A 22,316-nucleotide genomic window follows, 5' to 3' on the forward strand; every position below is an offset into this window, starting at 1 on the left:
CGCCTAGCCGCCCAACTGGGACAGGTTGCCAAGATCGCCGGGGTCGCTTGACGCGAGTTGATGAGCCCTCGGTTTTCCGCTCAAGGCCGCGGCGATACAGTGCGCGAGTTCCTCGCCATTGTCGTCAAGGCCCAGCAGCGGACGGAGTTCGACGCCTCCTTCCCCAAAAAGACAGAGGCGCAGCTTGCCTCGCGCGGTCACCCTCAGCCGATTGCAGCTATCGCAAAAGCCCGGGGCGTACGGGGCGATCAGGCCGATGGAGCCGAGGAAATCCGGATGACGGTATTCCTGCGCCGGACCGCCGTCGGCGGTTCTGGCGACGGGCGCCCAGCCCTCGCGCGCGAGCCAGGCTCTCAGGACGTCTCCTCCGACGTGGTGGTCGGCGAAATAGTCAGCATTATCGGCGGTGCGCATGAGTTCGATGAAGCGCACTGACAAGGGCCGGCGCCGGACGAACTCCGCCCAGTCCGCGAATCCGGCCTCGGCGCTCTCGCGCAGGAGCACGGCGTTGACCTTGACGGCCTGAAAGGGCGTCGCGAGCGCGGCGTCGAGGCCCGCCATCACCTCACGGATTTTGTCCTTGCCCGTGATGCGATGGAAGGTTTCGGCGTCCAGAGCATCCAGGCTTATGTTGAGGTGGGTCAGGCCGGCCGCATGCCAGTCGCTGACGAAGCGCGAGAGATTCCAGCCGTTCGTCGTCACGGCGACCTTGTCGACGCCGGGCGTGCCGGACACCGTCTCGACGATATCGGCGAAGTCCCTGCGGACCGTCGGTTCGCCCCCCGTCAGGCGCACCTTGGCGACGCCCATGGCGGAAAACGCCCGCACGAGACGGCCGATCTCCTCGACCGTGAGGAACGAGAGCGGGCCATCGCGCTTCCACCCGTCGGGCAGGCAGTAGGTGCAACGGAAGTTGCAGACCTCGGTGACCGACAGTCTGAGATATCGGAATCGACGGCCGAAACCATCGGCCAGCCGGGCGCCGTCAAAGGCCATGGAAGCTCCTTTCCAAGCACGGGAGGTTGGAGCGTTTCCGCGCCAGCCCTTGGTCCATCCTGGACCCGGCTCGGCGACCGTGGCTTTAGGCTTTAGGTCGAACGAGCTCGGAGCGAGTTGAAGCCCAATCTAGCCGCTGGCCCTGCAAGGTCATTGACCGCCCGGAGAGGCGCGCTTGACGAATGTCAAATACGGCCGTTCGCGGGGTGTTCATAAGGAAGCGAAGCTGAGCTCCTCGACCTGTCATGCCCCAATCTGATTCCTCGCCGCGCCGCCTCAGCCGACGTTCCGTTCTGGCCGCTACGGCGGCCGGCCTTTTCGCCGGGGCCGCCTGCGCGCGCCGGTCGACCGAACCGCTCACGATCTTCGCGGCCGCCAGTCTCGCCCGGGTCATGCAGGCCGCCGCAGAGGAGTTCGAGCAACTGCGGCGTCTGGAAACGAACTGCGTCTTCGCCGGTACCGCACAGCTCGCGCGTCAGATCGGACAGGGCGCGCCAGCCCACGTGTTCGTGGCCGCCGACGACCAATGGACGGACTGGCTGGCCGAGCGAGGGCTGATCCTGCGAGGCTCCCAGCGCATCGTTGCGTCGAACCGCCTGGTCCTGATAGCGCCAGTCGGTGCGGAGGAAGCCGCTCTAGCGCTGAACGAAGGAGGATTGCGCGAGATGCTGACTAGGGACCGGGAGGGCCGAATCGCGCTCGCGTTACCCGAGGTTCCCGCGGGCGCCTATGCGCGGCAGACGCTGGGCGCGCACGGGCTGATGGCCGAGGTCGAAGACCGTATCGCGCCGGCCGAAAATGTTCGTGTGGCGCTGGCCTATGTCGCCCGCGAGGAGGCCGCGCTTGGCGTCGTCTACGCCACGGACGCGGCCGTCGAGGAGCGCGTGAAGGTGCTCTATGAGTTCCCCGCGACATCCCACGATCCGATCCTCTACTCGGCTGTCGCGGTGGCCGCAGGCGGAGTGGTCCATCCCGAGACCCAAGCCTTCGTGGACTATCTGGCGGGACCGGCCGGCCAGGCGTGGTTCGCCGGGGCGGGTTTCGTGGGCGCGCCCTAAGTGTTGAGCGCCCCGGAACTCCAGATTGTCGGCTTGTCCCTCAAGGTGGCCGGCTGCGCCGTCGCCGCGAGCTTGCCTCTCGGCGTGGCGATCTCGTGGCTGCTCTCTCGCGTTTGCTTCCCGGGACGGTCGCTCCTGGCAGGCGCGGTTCACCTTCCGCTCGTGCTTCCCCCGGTCGTCACCGGCTACGGCCTGCTTGTGATCTTCGGTCGCAAGGGACCGATCGGCGAGATTCTGGAGCCGTTGGGCATTGTCTTCGCGTTTGACTGGACGGGTGCGGTTCTGGCCTCGGCCATCATGGGCTTTCCGCTGATGGTCCGGTCCATGAAGCTCGCGTTCGATCTGGGAGATCCGCGCCTTGAGCAGGCCGCGACCACCTTGGGCGCACGGCCGCTGGCGACGTTCGCGACCGTGTCCCTCCCGCTCGCCCTACCGGGCGTGGCCGCCGGCGCCGTTCTCGCCTTCGCCAAGGCGTTCGGGGAGTTTGGAGCCACCATCACCTTCGTGTCGAACATACCTGGTGAAACCCAGACCCTGCCCTTGGCCATCTATGGCCTCACTCAGGTCCCGGGCGGAGAGGGGGAAGCCCTGCGGCTCATCGTCATCGCCGCGACGGTCTCGATCACCGCGCTGGTGATCTCGGAAATCATGGTCAGGCGCGCCACGGCGTCCATCCAACGCCATGCTTGAGGTCCGAGCCAGGATCCAGCGGGGCGGCTTCGCCCTTGAGATGGATTTCGTCTCTCGGGGCAAGGCCGTCGCCCTCTTCGGCCGCTCCGGCGCGGGGAAGTCGACCGTCGCGGACCTTGTCGCCGGGCTCATCAGGCCCTCAAGCGGCCTTGTCGCGGTCGGTGAGACCGTCCTGCTGGACACGGAGCGAGGGATCCATGTTCCGGCGTGGGAACGGCGCATCGGATACGTCTTTCAGGACTCCCGACTGTTTCCCCATCTGGGGGTCACGGCCAATCTGCTCTACGGTGCGCGCTTTAGGCGGGCTGCGTCTACGCCGTTCCCGGAGGTTGTCGATCTGCTGGGGCTGGCGCCGCTCCTCGAAAGGCCCGTGGGAGGCCTCTCGGGCGGGGAAGCCCGTCGGGTCGCCATCGGGCGTGCGCTTCTCAGCGATCCTCGCCTCCTTATCCTCGACGAACCGCTGTCGGGCCTGGACGGCGCCCTTCGCGAGGACATCCTTCCGTATCTCGATCGACTCGCGGCTTCGGGCCTGCCGCTGCTCTTCGTCACGCACGACGTCGAAGACGTGGCCCGCCTGGCCGACGAGGTCGTGCTCGTGGTGGATGGCAAGGTCTTCGGGGCCGGGGCCCCCAGCGATGCGCTCGCCCGGCCCGAAGCCGCCGCCGCCGCCGGCATCAATGCTCCGATCTCGATCCTGGAAGGACTGGCACTGGCCGGGGAGGGCGGCGGACCGCCGACCTCGATCGATCTCGGGGGGACGCATTTCCAGACCCCGCCGCTGCATGTGCCCGCTGGGGGGCGCGTTCGCGTGGTCATAGACGCCCGCGACGTGGCGATCGCGCTGACTGACCCAGAACACGTCAGCTTTCAGAACCGGTTGCCCGTCTCCATCGCGACCATCGAGCGGCGATCCGACGGGGTTCTCTTGGACCTTGAGGGGCCGGGCCTAAGGCTGAAAGCCCTGATCAGCGCCATCGCCTGCCGCGACCTCGGGTTGACGGTAGGCCGATCCGTGGTCGCCCTCATCAAGGCGGCCGCGGCCGCCCGTCACCTCTGACTGGCGGGACGCGGCCCGATCAGCATCCCGCCGTAAGCCAGGGCGAACGCCAGGAAGGCGGCGCTCCAGCATGTGCCCGACGCGATGAGGAAGGGCATGTGGGCATCCAGCCAGATTCCGCCTGTTACCCGCAGGAGCGCGGCGACATTGATCATCAGATAGATGATCACGCCCGCAGCGCCGGCAGTCAGGGGCCGTCCCGTATGCCCGCGGCTCGCCCGCGTCATGACGGCCAGCGTCATGACGCCGATCCCACCCGCGGTAAGGGCGTGGATGCCGGCCGACTGGGGGATGACGGACGGCGCGAGCACGGCGAGCCCGATCAGCCCCAATCCGCAGGCCAGCCAGAAATAGCCCATGTGCAGGATCAGGACGAGCGGTTCGGCGAGGGTCGCATAACCCTTCCAGCGCGCGAGCCTCAGCAGATTGAACAAACCGGCGGCGGCCAGGAGCGAGCCGGCCCAGGAACTCTCCGGCGACACGTTCCAACTCACAAGCGCCACGAGGGTGAGGACGAGTACGGCTTGGTCGAGACGATCAGGCAGGGCGGGCAGGGGGCCGCCGCGTTTCAGCTGCCAGTTCCGCGTGAAGCTCGGCGTGGTGCGTCCGCCGATCAGCGCGATCATCATGGCGACAACGCTCAAGGCGATCCGGGTCGATACAGGCGCCAGGCCGGTGAGGCCCACCTCGAGATGAAAGCCGACATTCGACAACGCCAGGACCGACACCATCACCGCGACCGGGACGTTGCGCCAGTTTCGCCCGACGACGACTTCCCGCCAGACCATCGCCGCCATCGCCATCAGAAAAAGGATGTCGATCGAGGACAGCCAGATCCTGGGAGTAAAGTCGGGCGACACCGCGCCGGCCAGCATCGCCAGGCGACCTACGGTCCACAAAACGGTCATGGCCGCCAGTGGCGCCCCGACGACGGGCATGCGTCCCGTCCAGTTGGGCACGGCGGTCATCAGGAAGCCGACGATGACGCCGCCGGTGTAGCCGAACAGCATCTCATGGACGTGCCACGAGAGATCGATCGCGCCGCCGTGACTGAAGGCGGCCAGCCATATTGGCACAGACACGCCAGCCCAGATGGCGCTGAGGAGAAAGAACGGCCTCAAACCGATGCTGAAGAACGGGTGGCCCTTGTAGGCCCGCATGGCCGAAGCGGTGCTCACGGAAATCCTCCAATGGGTGATGCGCCGCAAGATACAGGGCGCGTTCGCCTTTCAGGTTGATGTCCGGCCGGTCGGCTCTTGCCGCTCGTCAATTGGGGGTCGTAATGACTGGATCTGCTGTTTCACCGAACACTCCAGCAGGACGCGCCAAACGGCCGACGCGACCGAGGGATCCGCGCCGAACGCCATGGCGCTGCGGACGACGTTGGCCATGACCTCGGCCTCGCGTGCCGGGTCCACGATGTGGTCGAGCCGGCGCTTGGCTTCCGCGATACGGCGCACGCTTCTCTGCCGAGCCGCCAGCAGCCGGATCATCGACCGGTCGATCCGATCGATCCTTCTCCTGAGCTCCGCAAGACCGGGCGGCGTATCGGAGCGGCTCATGCGAGGGCGACCATCATCCCAGGCGCTCCGTGAAGGTAGCCGCTCACCAGGGGGCCGGGCGGGCCGGCGACGCGGAGACGGTGCTGGAGCTCATCGTGGCCGATCACGCCGTCCAGATAGTCGCGAAAGGCCCGCGATACTGCGACCATGTCCATGGCGTGCGGGGAAAGCCTCACGTTCGTGACGCCCGCCGCGCGCAACGCCGTGACAGGAACATCGATCGTCTGGACGCCATGGGACAAGGTCTGCACGCCGTTGACCGCGAGGAAGGGGGCTTCTTCGAGGGTCGAAACCGTCATCCCGTCGGGGTGCTGGTCGCAGACGTATCGACACGAGTCCTTGTGCAGGCCCGCGAACCTCGCCTGAGCGCAGCGGCCCGAGATCGCGAGTGGAGCGCGTCCAAATCCGAAGAGTTCGATTTCGACGCCTGGGCAGTCCCTCGAGATCGACGAGATCGCCGCGAGGGACAATTCGATGTTGGGACAGATCCTGACGCAACCGCGGCCCACCAGTTCCGCGGCCGCCGGGCCGCTGTAGATGTTGAGCAACGGCCCCGCGACAAAGGGCGCCGGCGAGCGATCCAGGATGGCCGACATGTCGTTGGCTTCGAGCAAGCCATCGCCTTGAGCCAGCTCGGCCGTGAGACGCCGCTCCCGCGGCGTGGCGGGCAAGGCGTAGGTCGACCAGATTATGCGCAGGCCGGCTGACTCCAGCCGTTCCGCGGCGTCCGCGAGAGCCCCCTGGAGCAGGGGTTGGCGCTTCCCGCAAACGACCTCTCCCAGATAGACGTCGTTGATCGGCGCTTCATCAGCGATACGCCGATAGAAGTCGCGTATCCGATCGGCGGGCCAGTTGAACAGCAGGGGGCCCAGCGACAGGCTGATGGGGGAAGGCGTCATCGCCACTGTTTCCTGTACGCCCCGGTCGTCTCGCGCGCGCCCTCGGCCAGATCACCCAGTAGCGCCTCGAAAGCCGCGGGCGACTCGCCCTTGGCCAAGGCGTTTATGGCTGACCGGAACGCGGCGGCGACGCGCGCGACGTACGCCCGCCCTCTCTGGCGGCCCTCGACCTTCACCGCCGTCACGCCGGCGCGGGCCAGGCCGTCCAGAAGCGTCATCGCGTTCAGGCTGACGGGGTCCTCGAACAGATATCCCGCCGGTCCGGCGGCGGCCTTGAAGCGACCCTTGCACAAGGTGGGATAGCCTCCCGGAGAGTCCGGCGACAGCCGGTCCACGGCGAGGCTGGCGAGGCGAACCGTCCGCTCGCCGGCGTCCTCGGAAAATGACACCGCTTCCGGCGGCGAACAGACGCCTGACAGATTAGGCGACCGCCCGGAAACGTAGGAGGAGAGCGCGCACCGTCCTTCGGCCATCACGCACAGGCCGCCGTAGACGAAGGCCTCGACCTCGACAGAGATTTCCCGCACGAGCGCGGCGATTTCTTCAACGCTCAGCACCCGGGGCAGAACGACCCGCTGGACTCCGTATTCTCGGGCGTAGAACGCGATGGCCTCGGGCGTACCCGCCGCGGCCTGGACGGAAAGGTGCAGCCGGAGGTCTGGATGGGCGGCCTTCATGTGCGCCAGAACCGCCAGGTCCGCCGCGATCACGGCGTCGACGCCGGTCGTCGCCGCCGCATCGGCGGACGCCCGCCAGAGATCGGTGGCGTCCGCGCGCGCGAAGGTATTCAGCGCGAGGAGCACCTTGGCGTTTCGATCATGCGCCCAGGCGACCGCCTCCTTCAGTTCGGAAACGGAGAAGTTGAGGCCGGGAAAGTTGCGGGCGTTGGTCTCGTCCCTGAAGCCGCAATAGACGCTGTCGGCTCCGGCCAGGATCGCGGCTCGCAGCATCGCCGGCGAGCCGGCGGGGCAGACAAGCTCGGGAATGGTCGTCCTCATGGCCGATCGCCTCGCAGGAAGATTTTCCCCAATCGTTCAGCAAGCGGCCGAAGCCTCGTCGGGACGCCGATCAGGTCCGCGAGGGTGACCTCGCAGGCTTCCAGCGCGTTATGGAGAGCCAGGACCGCGGCGGTGTCGCCTTCCACCTGAATCTGACGCTGAAAGAAGGCGCTGTCGGCATCGCCGCCGCCATCGAAGATCGCCAGCAGGGTCTTGAGCGGCCCCGATATGCGCGCCGTGTCGGCGGGAACCGGCGCGGCGGGCCGGACAACCCGGACGGAGCCGGCAGTCCCGTTGGGAAGGATCTCGAACGCGATCGGCAGATCGGTGGGAGCGACCCGGACGGCGCCCTTGCGCACGGGGCCCAGCCGATCGAAGGCGTCGGGCTTCGCGCGGGCGAGCCGCCGCAGGGACGCGGTCAACACCGCTTCGGCCGGTCCGCGGGTCTGGTAGAGCATTTCGGAGAGCGTTGAACTCGCCCGTCCATTCCGGCGGGCCTCGGCCAGCCCGCGCCTTATCCGCATCGCGAATAGCCGCATTCCGAGCAGCTGTCGCAGCCCTCGCGAGGGAGCAGGGTGGCGCGGCCGCATTGTGGGCATGCCGCCCCTCTCGGCGTGCTCGGTCCGCCCTGTGTCGCGACGTCCGATGGGGCGTCCTTGACGACCGCCGGCTCGTGAAGGTGTCGGGCGATGATCCCGCCGATGGCTGCCGGCAGGGAAGGCGTGTATTTGCCGTCGACCCAGGCGCCTCCCGCAGGGTCAAAGACGGCGCGCAGCTCATCGGCGACGAAACTCACGTCGCCGCCGCGCCTGAACACCGCCGAGATCATTCTCGTGAGCGCGACGGTCCAGGCGTAATGCGCCATGTTCTTCGAGTTGACGAAAATCTCGAACGGTCGGTTTCCAACCCCTGCATCATCGACATCGTTGATGGTCACGTAGACCGCGTGGGCGTCGAGCGGCCATTTGATCTTGTAGGTGGCGCCTTCGAGGCGCTCTGGTCGCGGCTCGAGGACCAGCTCCGGGACGGCGTTGTCGCCGGATTGAAGCCCATTCGAGTCAGGGGCGACGCTGAGCACCGAGCCTGTGATCGCATTCGGCCTGTAGGTGGTCAGTCCCTTGCAGCCCAGCCGGTAGCCTTCACGGTAGACGTCGGCGAACGCCTCGAAGGAGATATCCTCCGGGCAGTTGATGGTCTTGGAGATCGAACTGTCGACCAGGGCCTGGGCGGCGGCTTGCATCTTCAGATGGTCAGCGGGCTCCAGGGTCTGCGCGCTGACGAAAGCCTCGCCGGCGTCCTGAAGCGAGGCGTCATCGCCGTGGACGCGTCTCCACACCGACAGGGCGTAGTCCTCGACCCGCTCTTCCTTGCGCGACCCGTCGGGCTGCAAGACCTTGCGGGTATACTCGAAGGCGAACACGGGCTCGATGCCGGAGGACACATTTCCCGCCAGCAGCGATGTCGTTCCGGTCGGAGCTATCGAAGTCAGGCATCCATTCCGCAGGCCGTGCTTCTCGATCAAGGCGCGCGTTTCTCCATCGAGGTCCAGCAGATTGGGACGATCGAGCATGCACGGATCGTAGCTCGCGCACGGGCCCTTCTCCTGGGCCAGCCGCGCCGAGGCCCGGTAGGCTTCCCGCTTGATGACGCCGAGCCAGCGCTGGGTGAGTTTCACCGCCTCGTCCGAACCGTACCGGGCCCCGCAGAAGATCAGCGCGTCGGCGAGGCCGGTCACGCCCAGGCCGATCCGCCGCTTGGACCTGGCTTCGGCCTCCTGAACGGGGAGCGGAAAACGTGAAACGTCGATGACGTTATCGAGCATCCTCACGGCCGTGGCGGTCAGTTCCGCGAGCGCGGCCTCCTCCAGCGATGCGCCCGGTTCAAAAGGCCGCTCAACAAGACGGGCGAGATTTAGCGAGCCAAGCAGGCAGGCGCCGTACGGCGGCAGCATCTGCTCGCCACACGGGTTTGACGCGGCGATGACCTCGCAGTGCGCAAGATTGTTGTTGGCGTTGACCCGATCGACAAAGATCACGCCAGGCTCGGCCGCGTCGTAGGTGGCGCGCATCAGGCGCTCCCACAGATCCTTGGCGCGCACTGTGCGATAGATCTTTCCCACGTACAGAAGCGGCCAGTCATCATCGGCGTCCAGCGCCTTCATGAAGGCGTCGGTGACCAGAACCGAGATGTTGAAGTTGCGAAGCCGCCCTGGGTCGCGCTTGGCGTCGATGAACGCCTCGATGTCCGGATGATCTATCCGCAGGCAGCCCATCATGGCGCCTCGCCGCTGACCGGCCGACATGATTGTCCGACACATGGCGTCCCAGACATCCATGAAGCTGAGCGGTCCCGAGGCTTCCGCACCAACGCCCTGGACAGGGGCGCCGCTTGGGCGGACCGTCGAGAAGTCCATGCCGACCCCGCCCCCGCGCTGCATGGTGACGGCGGCTTCCCGAAGATGCTCGAAAATGCCGTTCAGATCGTCGGGAACAGTGCCCATGACGAAGCAATTGAAGAGGGTGACGTTACGATCAGTGCCAGCGCCGGCGATGATCCGCCCCGCCGGCAGAAATCGATGCCCATCGAGGGCCTTACGGAATCTGGCGCTCCAGCGGGCGCGATCCTTTGGCGCTTCAGCATGGGCAAGGGCGACTGCAATGCGGTCCCAAGTTTCCTCGACGCTGGCGTCTCCAGCGCCGGAGACCGGCTTGTAGCGGTATTTTCCATTCCAGATTTCGCCGGCCAGAGGGCTGTCGAACGCCATAAGTGTGCTCCTTGAAGGGCGGCACGACTCCCTGATTCCCTGCGACATTCCGAAGGGTGTGGCGACTGTCGCAGGGTTCAGCGTTGGTCAAGGTGCGGGTTGATCGGCGTCAAGCGGACGGGGCGTTGGCCCGCGTACTGTCCTGAGAAAGGGAGCGTTGAATGAGCGCTGCGGAACTCTTCGAAGACGCACGCTGGCGTGAGACGCCAGCGCTGATCGAGCTTGTCCTGGAACGCTTTCACGCTGTCCACCGGCAGGAGTTTCCCGAGGCGCAGAGGCTGGCCGAGGCAGTTGAGCGTCAGCACACCACCCATGAAGCGTGCCCGATCGGCCTGCTCGATCTGCTCGCCCTCATCGCAGACGAACTTGAACATCATCAGCAGAAGGAAGAAGTTGTGCTGTTCCCCCTGATGCTCGCAGGCGGACACCCGATGATTTCAGGTCCGATCCAGCGCATGTTGATGGATCATCATGACCTCGAGCTTCAACTGGCGGAGATGATCCACCTGACCCAAGCCTTTCAGGCTCCGGTGGATGCCTGCTCCAAATGGCGTCATTTGTACAAAGCCTGCGCGAAGCTCCACGCCGATCTGAGCCTGCACATGAAGATAGAAAACGAGCTTCTGTTCCCTCGTTTCGCCCAAGAGAGGGCGGCCTAGAAATCTAGGACCGAGACCTGGGCGCCTGCTTGCCTGGCGTCATCGCCGGGCGGACGCCGGATCAACACATCGGCCATTGCCAAGGCGCGCTGACTCGCGGAGTCCTGGTCTGAGAGCGAACGCACGCCTTCGGCTTCCACCTTGCCTCTCTCAAGAGTCTCTCGGTCTCCGCTGGCATCAAGATCGGCGGCGAGGACCATGTCGCGCCAGGCAAGTGCCGACTGCGGGGACCGGCCGGCAAGTCCCGCTACAAGAGGCGCCAGGAAAAGCCGTGCGGTTACCATCGCCGAGGTCGGATTGCCGGGCAGGCCGAGAACGAGGCGGTTGTTCACCCGCGCGAACCAGACGGGCTTGCCGGGCTTGATCGCCACCTTGGAGAACTGCATCTCCACATCGGCGCCTTCAAACATCTGCTTGGCGAAGTCCCGGTCTCCGACCGAGGCGCCGCCCGTCACGACCGTGAGATCCGCGCGTTCCAGGCAGCGCATGGCCGCGAGGCGAAGCGCGTCCGGATCATCCGCCAGCCGCAGGCGGCCCAGGACATCGCCGCCCCATTGAGCGGCGAGCGCCTCCACGCCCAGCGACAGGCTTTCGGGGATTTTGCCGGGCTGGTCCGCGGCTCGACCCGGCGCGACCAGTTCATCTCCTGTGCTCACAACGAGAATTGTGGGGCGCCGATAGACGGCGATCGTAGCCCGGTCCGCCGCGGCGGCGGTCACGATGGAGCGATGATCCAGGAGGCGTCCGGCGTCCAGCAACTGGGCGCCGGCCCGGAAATCGGCGCCCGCCGGGCGGATGTTGCGCCTGGCGCCGGCCGGTCCGGAGAAGACGGCCTCATCGCCAATGCGCTCGACGTCTTCCTGAATCACGACGCGATCAGCGCCGTCGGGCGTCGGCGCCCCGGTAAAGATTCTCGCGCATGTTCCGCGCTCCAAGGCGGCCGGCGTCTCCGATACCCCCGCGAAGATCTCCTGGCTCACAGCCAGGCGTGCGTTCGGACGCTGGATATCCGCGTCATGAACCGCGAACCCGTCCATGGCCGAAACGGCCGTTCTGGGCGAGTCGATGGCCGCCGTAAGGGGAAGGCCGAGCACCCTCCCAAAGGCGCTCTGAACGTCTATGGTCTCGATACCCAGCGGCTGCGCCTGCGCGGTGATCCGGCTGACGGCCTCGCCCAGGCTGATCAATCCTGCGTGCTGCATAGGGAAAACCTTATAGGCAGCGCATGTCGGCCTGATTGTCATTCATCAAGTCCGGACATGGCCACTGACACTGGGAGACGATCTGGGAGCTGCTACGGTTTTTCCGGGCGCCGACATCAACGACCCCGCGGGTTGGCGTTCCCGCCGGCTCTCGCTTCAACAAGCGCTTGCCGAGGTGAGGCGGCGACGGTTTCGGATCCCATTGGCCGTCGCCGCTCGCTTTGGCGAGTTTTGGGTCGAGACGCAATCTGGCACAGCCGTGGCGTACTAAGCGCCGGGGCCCCAGGAACCTGACTTGCCGCCCTCTTTGGAAACGAGCCGAACGTCTCGAATGACCATCCCCCGGTCGATCGCCTTGAGCATGTCGTAGAGGGTCAGGCAGGCCACCGATACGGACGTGAGGGCCTCCATCTCGACCCCCGTCGCGCCGGTGAGGGAGACTTCGGCTCGAACCGAAAATCCCGGGCCGTCTGCCTGGGGCGTTACCTGCACGGCCACCTTCTCGAGCAGAAGCGGATGGCAAAGCGGAATAAGATCGGCTGTCCGTTTGGCCGCCATCACGCCCGCGAGTTCGGCGGTGGAGATGACCGCGCCTTTCGGCGTGGTTCCCGCCAGCACGGCCTCGAGCGTTTCGGACGCGCACGCAACGAAGCCCTGAGCGACGGCGCGCCGCGGGGAGTGAGCCTTGCCGCCGACATCGACCATTCGCGCGCGGCCTTTGTCATCCAGGTGGGTCAGGGTCATGGACAGATGCCTCGGTAGCGCGGGATCTGGCCGACGAGCGAGCACGGCCTGAACCGGCTGTCGAGTTCCTCGGCCAGCACCATGTCCCAGGCGTCCCTGCAGGCACCGGTCGAGCCGGGAACGCAGAACACGAAGGTGTCGTCAGCCTGGCCGGCGAAAGCTCTCGACTGAAGGGTCGCCACGCCGACGGTCTTCAGGCTCGCCATGTGGAACACGACCGAGAACCCGTCGAGCTCTCGGCGGAAGAGGGGCTTAAGGGCTTCCGGGGTGACGTCGCGTGGCGAAAAGCCGGTGCCGCCCGTCGTGAGGACCACATCCACGCCGGGATCGTCGACCCATGCCGAAACCTGGGACCGGATGTCGGTTACCTCGTCCTTGACGATGGCTCGCGCCGCCAGGACATGGCCGGCCGTCTGAAGCCGCTGCGCCAGCAAGGCCCCCGACGTGTCCGTGCGCTCGTCGCGCGTATCCGACACCGTCAGTACGGCGATATTGAGGGGGTAGAACGGAAGGTCTTGTTGAATGCCGGCCATGCTAGTCACTCCACCGCGCCGCGTCGGCCAGGTCGCGAGGCGAGGGCTCGATCCACCGCTCGCCCCCCGGGCCGATCTCGCGCTTCCAGAACATCGCTTCGGTCTTGAGGCGGTCCATCAGGCAATCGGCGGCCAGGAACGCTTCCCTGCGGCGTGGCGCGGCGCAGGCGACGAAGACAATGGGCTCGCCCGGCGTCACTCTGCCCCCTCTGTGAACCACGGCCACATCGCTGACGCCAAAGCGTGAAAGCGCCTCCGCCGCGATGACGTCCAGGGATCGCTGCGTCATGACGGGATGCCATTGAAGCTCGAGCATATCGACGGGGGCTCCGCGGGAATCCGTATTTCGGGCGAGGCCGACGAACGACACGACGGCGCCGTCATCGACGCGTCCTGCGATAAAGCGCTCGAGTTCCTTGGCTGGCGTGAACTGATCGAGCTCCAGCCGGGCTTCAACGGGCAATGGTCAGCCCCCCGAGACAATCGAGAAGAAGCAGACTTCCTGCCCGTCCCTGACCTCGGCGTCATCGCGCACGACGCAGTTGTCGACGGCGGCCCGGATGGTCGGCCGTAACAGGCTCGCCGCCGCCTCGTCATCGTTAGCAAGCGCCTGGCGAAGGTCACCGACGGTGGTCACGGGCGACGCCAGCTCCATCAGGCGCTCCGACCCGAGCCGGCTTCCGATTTCGCCGTAGAAGGTGATTTTCAGCATTGGGGTGAGCCCGATCCATCATTCAGGGCGCCTTCGACCGCAGCCCGCAACTCGTCCGCAAATAGCCCCCCGACACGATCACGAACACTCGGCTGACACCAATAGGGGTTCATCACGACGCACCGTATGACGAGCATCTCGTCGGCATCCAGATGTCCTTTGTAGCCTTTGACATGTTCCGTGCGCAGCGCTTCCCAGCCCGCGGCGAAGGTCGTCTTCGACACCGAAAATCCCGGGGAAGACTGGAAATGCCGGAAAACGGCTTCCGTCAGGCGGTTCGACTCGCTCAGGGCGTCGCCCTCGCGCGCGATGGAGAAACACAGGATGTTCGAGTCGGCGGGTACGAACCGGGCTGCTGGCGCGACCCTTAGGATCAGGGCCCTGAGGAAGGCGGTGGCGTCCAGCGCGCCTTTCAGAAGGCTTCCCAGGCCGTTTTCATCGAATCCCAGGGTCTCGGCGGTCAACCAGGTGGCCGCCGCGCCGGCGGCCGATCGCGACCCCTCGAGGGTCGAGGCCCACTTGCCGGGCCCCAACTCGGGCCGATCCAGATAGGGCGCGTCGAAGGACGAGACGGCGTAGCGCTGCGCGTCCGCTGTCAGGAACGCACCACAGGCGTAAGGGACGTAACTGAGCTTGTGGGGATCGATCGTGATCGAGTCGGCCCGCTTTATGGCCTCGAGCGAAGACCTGGCCCGGGCTCCGATGCCCTCGTCGCCAGGCCTATGCACGAGCGTGCGGAAGAATCCGCCGTAGGCGGCGTCCACGTGCCGCCAGATCGACCAGCCTCGCGTTTCCGTCAGGGCATCGAGATGGTCAAAGATGGCGTCGATCGGATCAAGGGCTCCGGTCTCGGTGGTTCCCGCGACCGCGACCGCCGCCAGGATGGGCCTGCGCTCGCGATGGGCGCGCTGGATGGTTTGGATGAACTTGTCGATGTCCATCCTGCCCCCCTCATCGAGTTCGACGCTCCAGACGGCCTCGCGCCCGAGCCCGAAGACATCGGCCGCCTTTTCCCAAGAGTAGTGCCGATTGCCAGGAACCAGCAGCACGGGGCCGCGGTACGGCTGTCCGGATGCGATCGAAAGCCGCCGTATGATGTCGCAAGGGTTCGAGGCCAGCGCGCTGGCGGCGTCTATCGCTTCCTCATTGATATCGTATCTGTCGCTCAGGTCCCTGAAGCGGGGCCAGCCCATGTGGGCCGCGTCGAAGAAGTCGAGTGAGGCGCCGGTCTGCTGGCTGATGCACAGGGCCAGCGCCAGCCATCGATCCATCCGATAGCGGGCTCGCCAGACCGCCTCAAAGTTGGCGATCGTGCCGCCTGAGGTGAAGTGACCTTCGACCTGCGCGCCGAAGCCCATCATCTCGCCAAGATGCCGGATCGCCTCACGTTCGATCCGGCTGCCCACCCGGCTGGCTTCCGGCGAGGTGGTGTTCGGATTGTGCAGCATGGCCGCGAACCAGCCCAGGATCGCCGGCAGCGAAAGATCCGCTTTCATGTGGGCCAGATACCGGGGCGTGAACGTGGGCGTTTCCTCGGTCAGCGCCTCCTGGAGAGCGTTGAGCCGCTCGACCAGCCGCAAGTCGTGCTGGGAGGTGAGACGCTCGTGGTTCTCGCTGGCGGGCGCTGAAAACCGATGATCCCGCCATTGGAACCAGTGATCCAGCATCGCTGACATCTGCTCGCGCAGACGCACGCCATTCTGGGAGTCCGCTCCCGGGAAGAAGGCGCCTGTCAGCGCCTCGGCGGAGTGCTCCCGCGACATCTCGACGGGTGAAGGGAGGGGAGTGTTGAGCGACATGCGCCCTACCTAACCGACGCGATCGGCGCCCCCCTTGTCATGGATCAAGTCTCACGCAGAGCCCTGTCAATGTGAGCGGCGGCGGGAAGGATCATCTATTGCGGCCATGCCGGAGCCAAGTTCGTCCAGACCCCGCCGCGCGTTGCCGCCAGCTTGGGCGGCTCATGCCGAGCGTCGTCTGCCGCGCTACACCAGCTATCCGCCCGCGACCGGCTTTCGCGCTATTGAGCCCACCGCCCTGGCAGCGCTGGAAGCGGAACTCGAGCGTCCGCGACCGGACGAGCGACTTTCGGCCTACGTGCACGTCCCCTTCTGCCGACGCCTCTGCTGGTACTGTGGGTGCAGCACCAGCGTCTTCCACGACTACGATCGCGTGGAAAGCTATCTCGGCTGGCTCCGGCGCGAAGTTGACTTGTGGGCAGGACGCCTCGGTGAGCACGGGGGCTTATCCCACCTGCACTTCGGCGGCGGGAGTCCCAATTCGCTGAGCGCTGGAGACTTTCGCAAGCTCCTACAGCACGTGCGCTGCTCGCTCGGAATCGGCCAGGGGGCCGAGGTGGCCATCGAGCTGGACCCGACCTACTGCACCGAGAGCTTCGCCGAAGCCTGTGGCGTCGCCGGTGTATCCCGCGCCAGTCTGGGCGCGCAGACGTTCGATCCAGAGGTTCAGGCCCGCATCAACCGCCCGCAGCCGTATGAAGTAGTCCAAAACGCGATAGCGTCGCTGCGAGGTGCCGGTGTCTTGCGAGTCAACATCGACCTCATGTACGGGTTGCCCGGACAGCGTGAGGAAAGCGTCGAGCAGTCTGCGCGCCAGGCGGCTGAGCTGAGGCCTGATCGGATAGCGGTATTCGGCTACGCGCATGTGCCGTGGTTGAAGAAGCACCAGAGAATGATCGCGTCGAACGAGCTGCCCGATACCGCCGCGCGGTGGACGCAGGCAGAGGTTATCGACGAAACGCTGTTTGCGGCCGGCTATGTCCGTATCGGGATGGACCACTACGCCTGGCCGAATGATCCTTTAGCTGTGGCCGCAAGCACCGGGGCGCTTCGGCGCAATTTTCAAGGATACACCGACGACGGCGCATCGACTCTGCTGCCATTGGGGCCGTCGGCTATTGGTCAGGTGGTCACCGGCATGGTGCAGAACGCGCCAGCGCTCCGGCGTTGGCGAGAGGCAGTCTCGAAAGGAAATCTCCCGGTCCAGAGCTGGCTTGAGATCGGCCTGCAGGACCGCCTGCGCGCGGCCGTGATCGAGCAACTGATGTGTAGCTTAAATGTCGATGTCGGGGCGACTGCGCTGAAGTTCGGGCTTGCGCCAAGCACGCTCGACGAAGGATTGGCTGCTGCCCGCCGACTCAGTGAGAATGGATTATGCAAAGTGTTCGCAAGACGGGTGGTGGTGCCTGAAGGCGCCCGGCGGCTGGTACGTGTCGTTGCGGCATGCTTCGACGGTGCGCTGGAGGCAGCAGCCCCGCGCTTCTCGCCAGCGATCTAGCCTCAGCAAGCTCGACCGACATATGAGCACTCAGCGTGCCATTCGGGTCTTCGCAAAGATTCTGACCTGGCGATGTCGGCAGAGTCGGCGGTGGTGACGGCCGCCAGCTGAATGATTATAAAGCATTGCCCACTTGGTGTGTCCAATGTGCGTCAACGCCAATCCCGCCCCCAACAGGGGGTGCTACATAATCAAGGAGAAACAGTAGGATAGATGGTGCCGCCGGGCAGGATTGAACTGCCGACCTCAGCCTTACCAAGGATGCGCTCTACCACTGAGCTACGGCGGCGAAATCTGAGGAAGCGGCCCTATAGCGAGAAGCGTTCGAAGGGCCAAGCGAAAAGCGCTATCTCTTGGGGATGAGCGACAAACCGGGCGGTCCGCCGCCGCCGAAGGATGTGAAGACCGCGCGCCAGGAGGCGCTGGCCAGGGCGTTGCGGGCGAATCTGCGCAGGCGCAAGGCGCCGAAGAGCGTCGAGGCGAAGGACGACTGAGGGTCGCCTTGCGCACGGGGGCGGCTGATGTAGAAGCTGCCTGCCCCCGGACGCCTTCTTCGTCCGGCGCAGGACAGGATCGTATGGACCGTATCGCCATCGTCGGCGGCGCCCGGCTGGAGGGCGAAATCCCGATCAGCGGCGCCAAGAACTCGGCCATCAAGCTGATGGCCGCGGCCCTGCTGACCGACGAATGCCTGACCCTGACCAACATGCCGCGGCTGGCGGACACGCGGTTCCTGGGCAAGCTGCTGAAGCGGCTGGGCGTGACCGTCGAAGAGCGCGACGAGGACGGTGAGCAGATCACCGAGCTGTGCGCCGCGGACATCGCCAGCTCGTTCGCCCCCTATGACCTGGTCCGGCAGATGCGGGCCTCCTTCAATGTGCTCGGGCCGCTGCTGGCGCGGACGGGCCACGCCAAGGTGAGCCTGCCGGGCGGGTGCACCATCGGGGCGCGGCCGGTGGACCTGCACCTCAAGGCGCTGGAGGCGCTGGGCGCGCGGATCGAGCTGCATGAGGGCTATGTCTATGCGACCGCGCCGCGCGGTCTGACCGGAGCGGAGATCGAGTTTCCGGTGGTGTCGGTCGGCGCGACCGAGCATGCGCTGCTGGCGGCCGTGCTGGCCTCGGGCGAGACCGTCATTAAGAACGCTGCGCGCGAGCCGGAGATCGGCGACCTGGCCGAATGCCTGAACGCCATGGGGGCTAAGGTCTCGGGCATCGGGACCGACACCCTGCGCATCGAGGGCGTCAAGAAGCTGAACGGGACGACCTGGTCGGTGATCCCGGACCGGATCGAGATGGGCACCTATGCGGTGGCCGCGGCCATGGCGGGCGGCGAGGTGCGGCTGACGCGCGCGCGGCCGGGTCTGATCGACGCCCTGTCGGACAAGCTGCGTGAGGCCGGCGTCGAGGTCGAGGACACCAATGACGGCGTCATCGTGCGCAGGAACGGCGCGCGGCTGAAGGCCGTGGACGTCGAGACCGAGGTCTTCCCAGGCTTCGCCACCGACCTGCAGGCGCAATTCATGGCGCTGATGACGCTGGCCGACGGCGAGAGCCACATCCGCGAGACGATCTTCGAGAACCGCTTCATGCACGTGCCGGAACTGGCGCGGCTGGGCGCCGACATCACGGTGCAGGGCGGCGAGGCGGTGGTGCGGGGCGTGGACGCGCTGCACGGCGCCCAGGTGATGGCGACGGACCTGAGGGCCTCGGTCAGCCTGGTCATCGCCGGCCTGGCGGCCGAGGGCGAGACGGTGGTCAGCCGCGTCTATCACCTGGACCGCGGCTTCGAGCGGCTGGAGGAGAAGCTGGGCGCCTGCGGGGCGCGGGTCAGGCGGATCAAGGGGGAGCCGGATGAGCTCTGACAACCCTTGCGCCAACATTCCCCCGCTGAGGCTGCTGGCGCAGGACGCCGATGACCTGATGATCATCTCGGCGGCGCTGCAGGACGCGGTGGTGCGGGCCGAGGACATCTCCTGGGAGAAGCAGGCGCGGCGGCTGACCGTGACCCTGACGCGGTTCCGCTGGGAGGCGGACGCGGAGTGCGCGCGGGTGCTGGCGGCGGTGCAGCTGGGCGACGTGGTCAATGTCCAGGCGAGGGGCATGCCGCGCCAGCGCGACATCATGCTGGAGCTGCTGGCGCTGGACTTCCAGCCGGCCGAGCCGCCCGGCGGCTCGCTGACCTTCGTGTTCGCCGGCGGCATGGACCTGAGGGCCGATGTCGAGTGCGTCGATGCGGTGCTGGCCGACCTGACGAGTTCGTGGAAGGCCAAGAAGGCCCCGGTCCATCCGGCGGACGAGCAGGCCCCGTGAGCGAGGCGGCCGCGCATCGGCTGAAGGCCGTGGCCCTGGATCCGGACGGCCTGTCCGGCGCCAGCGCCGAGGTCGAGCACGAGCGGCGCGTGGCCATCTACGATCTGATCGAGGAGAACGCCTTCCGTCCCGCCGGGGCCGACGGCGGGCCCTATGACCTGACGCTGGGCCTGCGCGACAACCGCCTTCAGATGGAGGTGGTCGGGCCCGACTATCGCCGCGGGCACGTGCTGTCGCTGTCGCCGCTGAGGGGCGTGATCAAGGACTACCACCTGATCTGCGAGAGCTATCTGCAGGCGGTGCGCGGGGCCTCCAGCGTCCAGATCGAGGCCGTCGATATGGGCCGGCGCGGCCTGCACGACGAGGGCGCCCGCATCCTGCGCGAGCGGCTCGAAGGCAAGGTCGAGATGGACCATGAAACGAGCCGCCGGCTGTTCACCCTGGTCTGCGCGCTGTCGCGGCGGGGGTGATTCCCACGTCAAAGGGTGACGCGCCCACGCTTTTGGTGCATTAAGCCGCCCGATTTCACCCGGCCCCGCGTATCGCTCGGCGCGGACGGGTTTCTGATTCCGCGAGCGAGGAAGGCCGCATGGCGAAGGAAGAACTGCTCGAGTTTCCCGGCACGGTGAGCGAACTGCTGCCGAACGCGACCTTCCGCGTGAAGCTCGAGAACGATCACGAGATCATCGCCCACACCGCCGGCAAGATGCGCAAGAACCGCATCCGCGTGCTGGCCGGGGACAAGGTCCTGGTGGAGATGACCCCCTACGACCTGACCAAGGGTCGCATCACCTACCGCTTCAAGTAAGGGCGGGCTCCACCCATGGAGCGGCCCGAACTCATCCTGGCCTCGGCCAGTCCGCGCCGGCGCGAGCTGCTGAGGCAGATCGGCGTCGAGCCGGCCCGCATCGTCGCGGCCGATATCGACGAGACGTCCCTGAAGGACGAGACGCCGAGGCGGCTGGTCGCGAGGCTGGCTGACGAGAAGGCGGCGGCCGTTGCCGCCCAGAACCCGAACGTCTTCGTACTGGCGGCCGACACCATCGTTGCGGTGGGGACGCGAATCCTGGGCAAACCGACGGACGAGGCGGATGCGCGGCGCATGCTGGGCCTGCTGTCGGGGCGGGCGCACAAGGTGCTGACCGGCGTGGCCCTGATCGCGCCGGACGGGCGCCAGGGCGCGCGGCTGTCGGAGACACGGATCAAGTTCCGGCGGCTGTCGGAGGCGGACATCGACGCGCACATCGCCTCGGGCGACTGGACGGATGCGGCCGGCGCCTATCGCATCCAGGGACTGGCGGGGGGGGACGTGGCCTTCATCTCCGGTTCGTTCACCGGGGTGGTGGGCCTACCGCTGTTCGAGACGAAGAACCTGCTGACCGGCCTGGGCTGGCGGCCGTGAAGTTCGAGGCCTGGCTCGACGAGACGCCGGGCGAGACGCGCGGGATCGTCGCGCGCGACGGCCGGTATGAGCGGCTCATTATTCATAGGGAGAGCGATGCGCCGGGCCGCAGGCTTGGGGCGCGGTCGGTCGGGCGCGTGGCGCGCCTCGAGCCGGGTCTGGGCGGGGCCTTCGTGGAGATGCAGGCGGCGGGGGCCGAGGCTTTCCTTGCGCTGAAGGGCGGGGCGCGGCTGACCGAAGGCCAGGCGGTCGAGGTGGAGGTGACCGCCGAGGCGCGCGCGGGCAAGGGGGCGGCGCTGAAGCTGATCGGTCCGGCCGAGGGGCCGCCGCGCCTCGTGACCGAAGGGCCGTCGGTGCGCGACTGGCTGGCGCGCTGGGCGCCGGGCGTGAGACCCGGGGAGGGCGCCGAGGCCATCCAGGCCGGGATGCAGGCCGAGGAGGAGGCGCTGGGGGCGGGCGTGGTGCTGCCGGGTCCTGGCCTGGACATCGCAGTCGAGCGGACGCGGGCCCTGGTCGCGGTCGACGTGGATCATCAGGGCGGCGGCGCGCGCGCCAAAACCGAAGCGAATCGGCGGGCGCTGATCGAGGCGGCGCGGCTGATCCGGCTGAAGGCCTGGGGCGGGCTGGTCGTGATCGATCTGGTGGGGTCGGGCCACGACGGGCCCAAGCTGGCGGACGCCGCGCGGCAGGCGTTCCGGGACGAGGCGGATCCGGCGCTGGGGCCGATCAGCCGATTCGGTCTGTTGCAGCTGTCGATCCCGTGGAGCCGGACGCCGATCGAGGAGATTCTGCGTGAAGGCGCCGGGCGGCCGACGCTGGAAACGCGGGCGCTGGCCGTCGTGCGGGCGCTGCGGCGGGCCCTGCTGACCGACACGGCCGCGCCGCGCTGGACGGCGACGGCGCACCCCGAGGAGGCCGAAACGGCCGGGGCCTGGGTGGCGCGGCTGGGACCGAGGGCCCATCTGGTCGCCGACCCGGCGATGCGGCCGGGCGCGTTTCGTCTGGATCACGCCTGATGGCCAAGGCCCCCCTCTGTCCCGTCTGTCGCAAGCATCCGGCCGAGCCGGACTACCGCCCGTTCTGCTCGCGACGGTGCGCCGATGTGGATCTGCAGGGCTGGCTGAGCGGACGCTACGCCATCCCGGCCGCGGACGATGAATCGGCTGTTCGGGACACGCCCTCGGAGGATTGACCGATCGGCCGCGGCGGGTGCTGGACAGGGTCCGGAGCCTCGCCTATAGACCCGCCTCCCGCGAGACCTCGCGCGCCTGGGTAGCTCAGTTGGTAGAGCAGCGGATTGAAAATCCGCGTGTCGGTGGTTCGAATCCGCCCCCAGGCACCATCCCCGCTCAAATCGTCAGCCCTACTGTGGCGGAACGCCGAAATCCGTTCTGTCATTCGGGTTCTCGCGACAGGCGAAACGCGAAACGA

Annotated in this window: 26 protein-coding genes, 2 tRNA genes and 1 riboswitch; of the genes, 14 read left to right on the forward strand and 14 right to left on the reverse strand. The window is 67.0% G+C overall.

The genetic code is table 11. The annotated features are described in order from the left end of the window. Nucleotides 1-3: 3 nt before the first annotated feature. On the reverse strand, nucleotides 4-996 hold the full coding sequence (gene moaA, locus Q0M60_RS11720) for a GTP 3',8-cyclase MoaA (RefSeq protein ID WP_296819595.1): 993 nt from the start codon (nucleotides 994-996) through the stop codon (nucleotides 4-6). Then, nucleotides 986-1,121: riboswitch (molybdenum cofactor riboswitch) on the reverse strand. (Overlaps the previous gene by 11 nt.) Nucleotides 1,122-1,241: 120 nt before the next feature. On the opposite strand from moaA, the gene modA reads away from it, so the two are divergent. The 3 genes from modA to modC are packed head-to-tail and all read left to right on the forward strand — an operon-like array spanning nucleotide 1,242 to nucleotide 3,801. Further along, nucleotides 1,242-2,054: a molybdate ABC transporter substrate-binding protein gene (modA, locus tag Q0M60_RS11725; RefSeq protein WP_296819597.1), complete on the forward strand. Its 813-nt coding sequence runs from the start codon at nucleotides 1,242-1,244 to the stop codon at nucleotides 2,052-2,054. Then, nucleotides 2,055-2,744 carry a molybdate ABC transporter permease subunit gene (modB, locus tag Q0M60_RS11730; RefSeq protein WP_296819599.1) on the forward strand — a complete coding sequence of 230 codons (690 nt, stop codon included), beginning with the start codon at nucleotides 2,055-2,057 and terminating at the stop codon, nucleotides 2,742-2,744. It abuts the gene before it with no gap. Next, nucleotides 2,737-3,801, forward strand: coding sequence for a molybdenum ABC transporter ATP-binding protein (modC, locus tag Q0M60_RS11735; RefSeq protein WP_296819601.1), 1,065 nt, complete (start codon nucleotides 2,737-2,739; stop codon nucleotides 3,799-3,801). The genes modB and modC overlap by 8 nt, the downstream gene beginning before the upstream one ends. Here modC and Q0M60_RS11740 read toward each other — a convergent pair. The 6 genes from Q0M60_RS11740 to Q0M60_RS11765 are packed head-to-tail and all read right to left on the reverse strand — an operon-like array spanning nucleotide 3,792 to nucleotide 10,072. After that, nucleotides 3,792-5,009, reverse strand: a complete 1,218-nt coding sequence (locus tag Q0M60_RS11740; protein ID WP_296819604.1) for an NnrS family protein — start codon at nucleotides 5,007-5,009, stop codon at nucleotides 3,792-3,794. The two genes, modC and Q0M60_RS11740, sit on opposite strands and share 10 nt — an antisense overlap. A 21-nt stretch (nucleotides 5,010-5,030) precedes the next feature. Beyond that, on the reverse strand, nucleotides 5,031-5,363 hold the full coding sequence (locus Q0M60_RS11745) for a chorismate mutase (protein WP_296819607.1): 333 nt from the start codon (nucleotides 5,361-5,363) through the stop codon (nucleotides 5,031-5,033). Continuing rightward, complete coding sequence (locus Q0M60_RS11750; protein WP_296819659.1) at nucleotides 5,360-6,262, reverse strand: U32 family peptidase; 903 nt, start codon at nucleotides 6,260-6,262, stop codon at nucleotides 5,360-5,362. The genes Q0M60_RS11745 and Q0M60_RS11750 overlap by 4 nt, the downstream gene beginning before the upstream one ends. Next, the gene (locus tag Q0M60_RS11755) at nucleotides 6,259-7,260 is read right to left on the reverse strand and encodes a peptidase U32 family protein (RefSeq protein WP_296819661.1); all 1,002 of its coding nucleotides are present in this window, start codon (nucleotides 7,258-7,260) and stop codon (nucleotides 6,259-6,261) included. Before Q0M60_RS11755 ends, Q0M60_RS11750 begins: the two co-directional genes overlap by 4 nt. Next, nucleotides 7,257-7,718, reverse strand: a complete 462-nt coding sequence (locus tag Q0M60_RS11760; RefSeq protein ID WP_296819664.1) for an SCP2 sterol-binding domain-containing protein — start codon at nucleotides 7,716-7,718, stop codon at nucleotides 7,257-7,259. Before Q0M60_RS11760 ends, Q0M60_RS11755 begins: the two co-directional genes overlap by 4 nt. A 56-nt stretch (nucleotides 7,719-7,774) precedes the next feature. Beyond that, nucleotides 7,775-10,072, reverse strand: coding sequence for an adenosylcobalamin-dependent ribonucleoside-diphosphate reductase (locus Q0M60_RS11765; protein WP_366855891.1), 2,298 nt, complete (start codon nucleotides 10,070-10,072; stop codon nucleotides 7,775-7,777). A 113-nt stretch (nucleotides 10,073-10,185) separates the two neighbouring features. Between Q0M60_RS11765 and Q0M60_RS11770 the strand changes: the two genes are divergently transcribed. Beyond that, a complete protein-coding gene (locus Q0M60_RS11770; RefSeq protein ID WP_296819669.1) occupies nucleotides 10,186-10,683 on the forward strand; it encodes a hemerythrin domain-containing protein in 498 nt (165 codons plus the stop codon). On the opposite strand, the gene Q0M60_RS11775 is transcribed toward Q0M60_RS11770, so the two are convergent. From Q0M60_RS11775 to Q0M60_RS11800, 6 genes are all read right to left on the reverse strand, one after another. Next, entirely contained in the window at nucleotides 10,680-11,885 is a 1,206-nt protein-coding gene (locus Q0M60_RS11775) for a molybdopterin molybdotransferase MoeA (RefSeq protein ID WP_296819672.1), read from the reverse strand. The genes Q0M60_RS11770 and Q0M60_RS11775 overlap by 4 nt on opposite strands. 267 nt (nucleotides 11,886-12,152) lie before the next feature. Continuing rightward, nucleotides 12,153-12,629 (reverse strand): cyclic pyranopterin monophosphate synthase MoaC, encoded by a 477-nt coding sequence (moaC, locus tag Q0M60_RS11780; RefSeq protein WP_296819675.1) that lies wholly within the window; start codon nucleotides 12,627-12,629, stop codon nucleotides 12,153-12,155. Further along, nucleotides 12,626-13,162, reverse strand: coding sequence for a molybdenum cofactor biosynthesis protein B (moaB, locus tag Q0M60_RS11785; RefSeq protein WP_296819678.1), 537 nt, complete (start codon nucleotides 13,160-13,162; stop codon nucleotides 12,626-12,628). Before moaB ends, moaC begins: the two co-directional genes overlap by 4 nt. Before the next feature lies 1 nt (nucleotide 13,163). Then, nucleotides 13,164-13,625 carry a molybdenum cofactor biosynthesis protein MoaE gene (locus tag Q0M60_RS11790; RefSeq protein WP_296819681.1) on the reverse strand — a complete coding sequence of 154 codons (462 nt, stop codon included), beginning with the start codon at nucleotides 13,623-13,625 and terminating at the stop codon, nucleotides 13,164-13,166. Nucleotides 13,626-13,628: 3 nt separating this feature from the next. After that, a complete protein-coding gene (locus Q0M60_RS11795; protein WP_296819684.1) occupies nucleotides 13,629-13,874 on the reverse strand; it encodes a MoaD/ThiS family protein in 246 nt (81 codons plus the stop codon). Further along, entirely contained in the window at nucleotides 13,868-15,568 is a 1,701-nt protein-coding gene (locus Q0M60_RS11800; protein WP_296819686.1) for a pyridoxal-dependent decarboxylase, read from the reverse strand. Before Q0M60_RS11800 ends, Q0M60_RS11795 begins: the two co-directional genes overlap by 7 nt. A 211-nt stretch (nucleotides 15,569-15,779) precedes the next feature. Here Q0M60_RS11800 and hemN point away from each other — a divergent pair, with 211 nt between their 5' ends. Then, the gene (hemN, locus tag Q0M60_RS11805; protein WP_296819689.1) at nucleotides 15,780-17,171 is read left to right on the forward strand and encodes an oxygen-independent coproporphyrinogen III oxidase; all 1,392 of its coding nucleotides are present in this window, start codon (nucleotides 15,780-15,782) and stop codon (nucleotides 17,169-17,171) included. A 214-nt stretch (nucleotides 17,172-17,385) separates the two neighbouring features. Here the strand turns inward: hemN and Q0M60_RS11810 are convergent. Further along, a tRNA-Thr gene (locus Q0M60_RS11810) sits at nucleotides 17,386-17,460 on the reverse strand. 70 nt (nucleotides 17,461-17,530) lie between these two features. On the opposite strand from Q0M60_RS11810, the gene Q0M60_RS11815 reads away from it, so the two are divergent. The 9 genes from Q0M60_RS11815 to Q0M60_RS11855 all read left to right on the forward strand — a co-directional run bounded on the left by Q0M60_RS11815 (nucleotide 17,531) and on the right by Q0M60_RS11855 (nucleotide 22,227). After that, the gene (locus Q0M60_RS11815; RefSeq protein ID WP_296819691.1) at nucleotides 17,531-17,665 is read left to right on the forward strand and encodes a hypothetical protein; all 135 of its coding nucleotides are present in this window, start codon (nucleotides 17,531-17,533) and stop codon (nucleotides 17,663-17,665) included. A gap of 83 nt (nucleotides 17,666-17,748) precedes the next feature. Then, the gene (murA, locus tag Q0M60_RS11820; protein ID WP_296819693.1) at nucleotides 17,749-19,035 is read left to right on the forward strand and encodes a UDP-N-acetylglucosamine 1-carboxyvinyltransferase; all 1,287 of its coding nucleotides are present in this window, start codon (nucleotides 17,749-17,751) and stop codon (nucleotides 19,033-19,035) included. After that, nucleotides 19,025-19,483, forward strand: a complete 459-nt coding sequence (locus Q0M60_RS11825; protein ID WP_296819697.1) for a DUF2948 family protein — start codon at nucleotides 19,025-19,027, stop codon at nucleotides 19,481-19,483. Before murA ends, Q0M60_RS11825 begins: the two co-directional genes overlap by 11 nt. Next, entirely contained in the window at nucleotides 19,480-19,953 is a 474-nt protein-coding gene (locus tag Q0M60_RS11830; RefSeq protein WP_296819700.1) for a UPF0262 family protein, read from the forward strand. Before Q0M60_RS11825 ends, Q0M60_RS11830 begins: the two co-directional genes overlap by 4 nt. A 119-nt stretch (nucleotides 19,954-20,072) precedes the next feature. Next, nucleotides 20,073-20,291, forward strand: coding sequence for a translation initiation factor IF-1 (gene infA / locus Q0M60_RS11835; RefSeq protein ID WP_004617696.1), 219 nt, complete (start codon nucleotides 20,073-20,075; stop codon nucleotides 20,289-20,291). Between the two features lie 15 nt (nucleotides 20,292-20,306). Continuing rightward, the gene (locus Q0M60_RS11840) at nucleotides 20,307-20,885 is read left to right on the forward strand and encodes a nucleoside triphosphate pyrophosphatase (protein WP_296819709.1); all 579 of its coding nucleotides are present in this window, start codon (nucleotides 20,307-20,309) and stop codon (nucleotides 20,883-20,885) included. Further along, nucleotides 20,882-21,901 carry a ribonuclease E/G gene (locus Q0M60_RS11845; RefSeq protein ID WP_296819711.1) on the forward strand — a complete coding sequence of 340 codons (1,020 nt, stop codon included), beginning with the start codon at nucleotides 20,882-20,884 and terminating at the stop codon, nucleotides 21,899-21,901. The genes Q0M60_RS11840 and Q0M60_RS11845 overlap by 4 nt, the downstream gene beginning before the upstream one ends. Beyond that, complete coding sequence (gene yacG, locus Q0M60_RS11850) at nucleotides 21,901-22,077, forward strand: DNA gyrase inhibitor YacG (RefSeq protein WP_296819715.1); 177 nt, start codon at nucleotides 21,901-21,903, stop codon at nucleotides 22,075-22,077. The genes Q0M60_RS11845 and yacG overlap by 1 nt, the downstream gene beginning before the upstream one ends. Before the next feature lie 74 nt (nucleotides 22,078-22,151). Beyond that, nucleotides 22,152-22,227, forward strand: a tRNA-Phe gene (locus Q0M60_RS11855). Nucleotides 22,228-22,316 lie beyond the last annotated feature (89 nt).

The sequence above is a fragment of the Brevundimonas sp. genome (assembly GCF_024711105.1).
GTDB lineage: Bacteria > Pseudomonadota > Alphaproteobacteria > Caulobacterales > Caulobacteraceae > Brevundimonas.

What these genes read in the sequence shown, in the direction of transcription:
- moaA (WP_296819595.1), bottom strand. Translation starts at nt 996, where the DNA reads ATGGCCTTTGACGGCGCCCGGCTGGCCGATGGTTTCGGCCGTCGATTC.
- modA (WP_296819597.1), top strand. Translation starts at nt 1,242, where the DNA reads ATGCCCCAATCTGATTCCTCGCCGCGCCGCCTCAGCCGACGTTCCGTT.
- modC (WP_296819601.1), top strand. Translation starts at nt 2,737, where the DNA reads ATGCTTGAGGTCCGAGCCAGGATCCAGCGGGGCGGCTTCGCCCTTGAG.
- Q0M60_RS11745 (WP_296819607.1), bottom strand. Translation starts at nt 5,363, where the DNA reads ATGAGCCGCTCCGATACGCCGCCCGGTCTTGCGGAGCTCAGGAGAAGG.
- Q0M60_RS11750 (WP_296819659.1), bottom strand. Translation starts at nt 6,262, where the DNA reads ATGACGCCTTCCCCCATCAGCCTGTCGCTGGGCCCCCTGCTGTTCAAC.
- Q0M60_RS11755 (WP_296819661.1), bottom strand. Translation starts at nt 7,260, where the DNA reads ATGAGGACGACCATTCCCGAGCTTGTCTGCCCCGCCGGCTCGCCGGCG.
- Q0M60_RS11760 (WP_296819664.1), bottom strand. Translation starts at nt 7,718, where the DNA reads ATGCTCTACCAGACCCGCGGACCGGCCGAAGCGGTGTTGACCGCGTCC.
- Q0M60_RS11765 (WP_366855891.1), bottom strand. Translation starts at nt 10,072, where the DNA reads ATGTCGCAGGGAATCAGGGAGTCGTGCCGCCCTTCAAGGAGCACACTT.
- Q0M60_RS11770 (WP_296819669.1), top strand. Translation starts at nt 10,186, where the DNA reads ATGAGCGCTGCGGAACTCTTCGAAGACGCACGCTGGCGTGAGACGCCA.
- Q0M60_RS11775 (WP_296819672.1), bottom strand. Translation starts at nt 11,885, where the DNA reads ATGCAGCACGCAGGATTGATCAGCCTGGGCGAGGCCGTCAGCCGGATC.
- moaC (WP_296819675.1), bottom strand. Translation starts at nt 12,629, where the DNA reads ATGACCCTGACCCACCTGGATGACAAAGGCCGCGCGCGAATGGTCGAT.
- moaB (WP_296819678.1), bottom strand. Translation starts at nt 13,162, where the DNA reads ATGGCCGGCATTCAACAAGACCTTCCGTTCTACCCCCTCAATATCGCC.
- Q0M60_RS11795 (WP_296819684.1), bottom strand. Translation starts at nt 13,874, where the DNA reads ATGCTGAAAATCACCTTCTACGGCGAAATCGGAAGCCGGCTCGGGTCG.
- hemN (WP_296819689.1), top strand. Translation starts at nt 15,780, where the DNA reads ATGCCGGAGCCAAGTTCGTCCAGACCCCGCCGCGCGTTGCCGCCAGCT.
- Q0M60_RS11815 (WP_296819691.1), top strand. Translation starts at nt 17,531, where the DNA reads ATGAGCGACAAACCGGGCGGTCCGCCGCCGCCGAAGGATGTGAAGACC.
- murA (WP_296819693.1), top strand. Translation starts at nt 17,749, where the DNA reads ATGGACCGTATCGCCATCGTCGGCGGCGCCCGGCTGGAGGGCGAAATC.
- Q0M60_RS11825 (WP_296819697.1), top strand. Translation starts at nt 19,025, where the DNA reads ATGAGCTCTGACAACCCTTGCGCCAACATTCCCCCGCTGAGGCTGCTG.
- infA (WP_004617696.1), top strand. Translation starts at nt 20,073, where the DNA reads ATGGCGAAGGAAGAACTGCTCGAGTTTCCCGGCACGGTGAGCGAACTG.
- Q0M60_RS11840 (WP_296819709.1), top strand. Translation starts at nt 20,307, where the DNA reads ATGGAGCGGCCCGAACTCATCCTGGCCTCGGCCAGTCCGCGCCGGCGC.
- yacG (WP_296819715.1), top strand. Translation starts at nt 21,901, where the DNA reads ATGGCCAAGGCCCCCCTCTGTCCCGTCTGTCGCAAGCATCCGGCCGAG.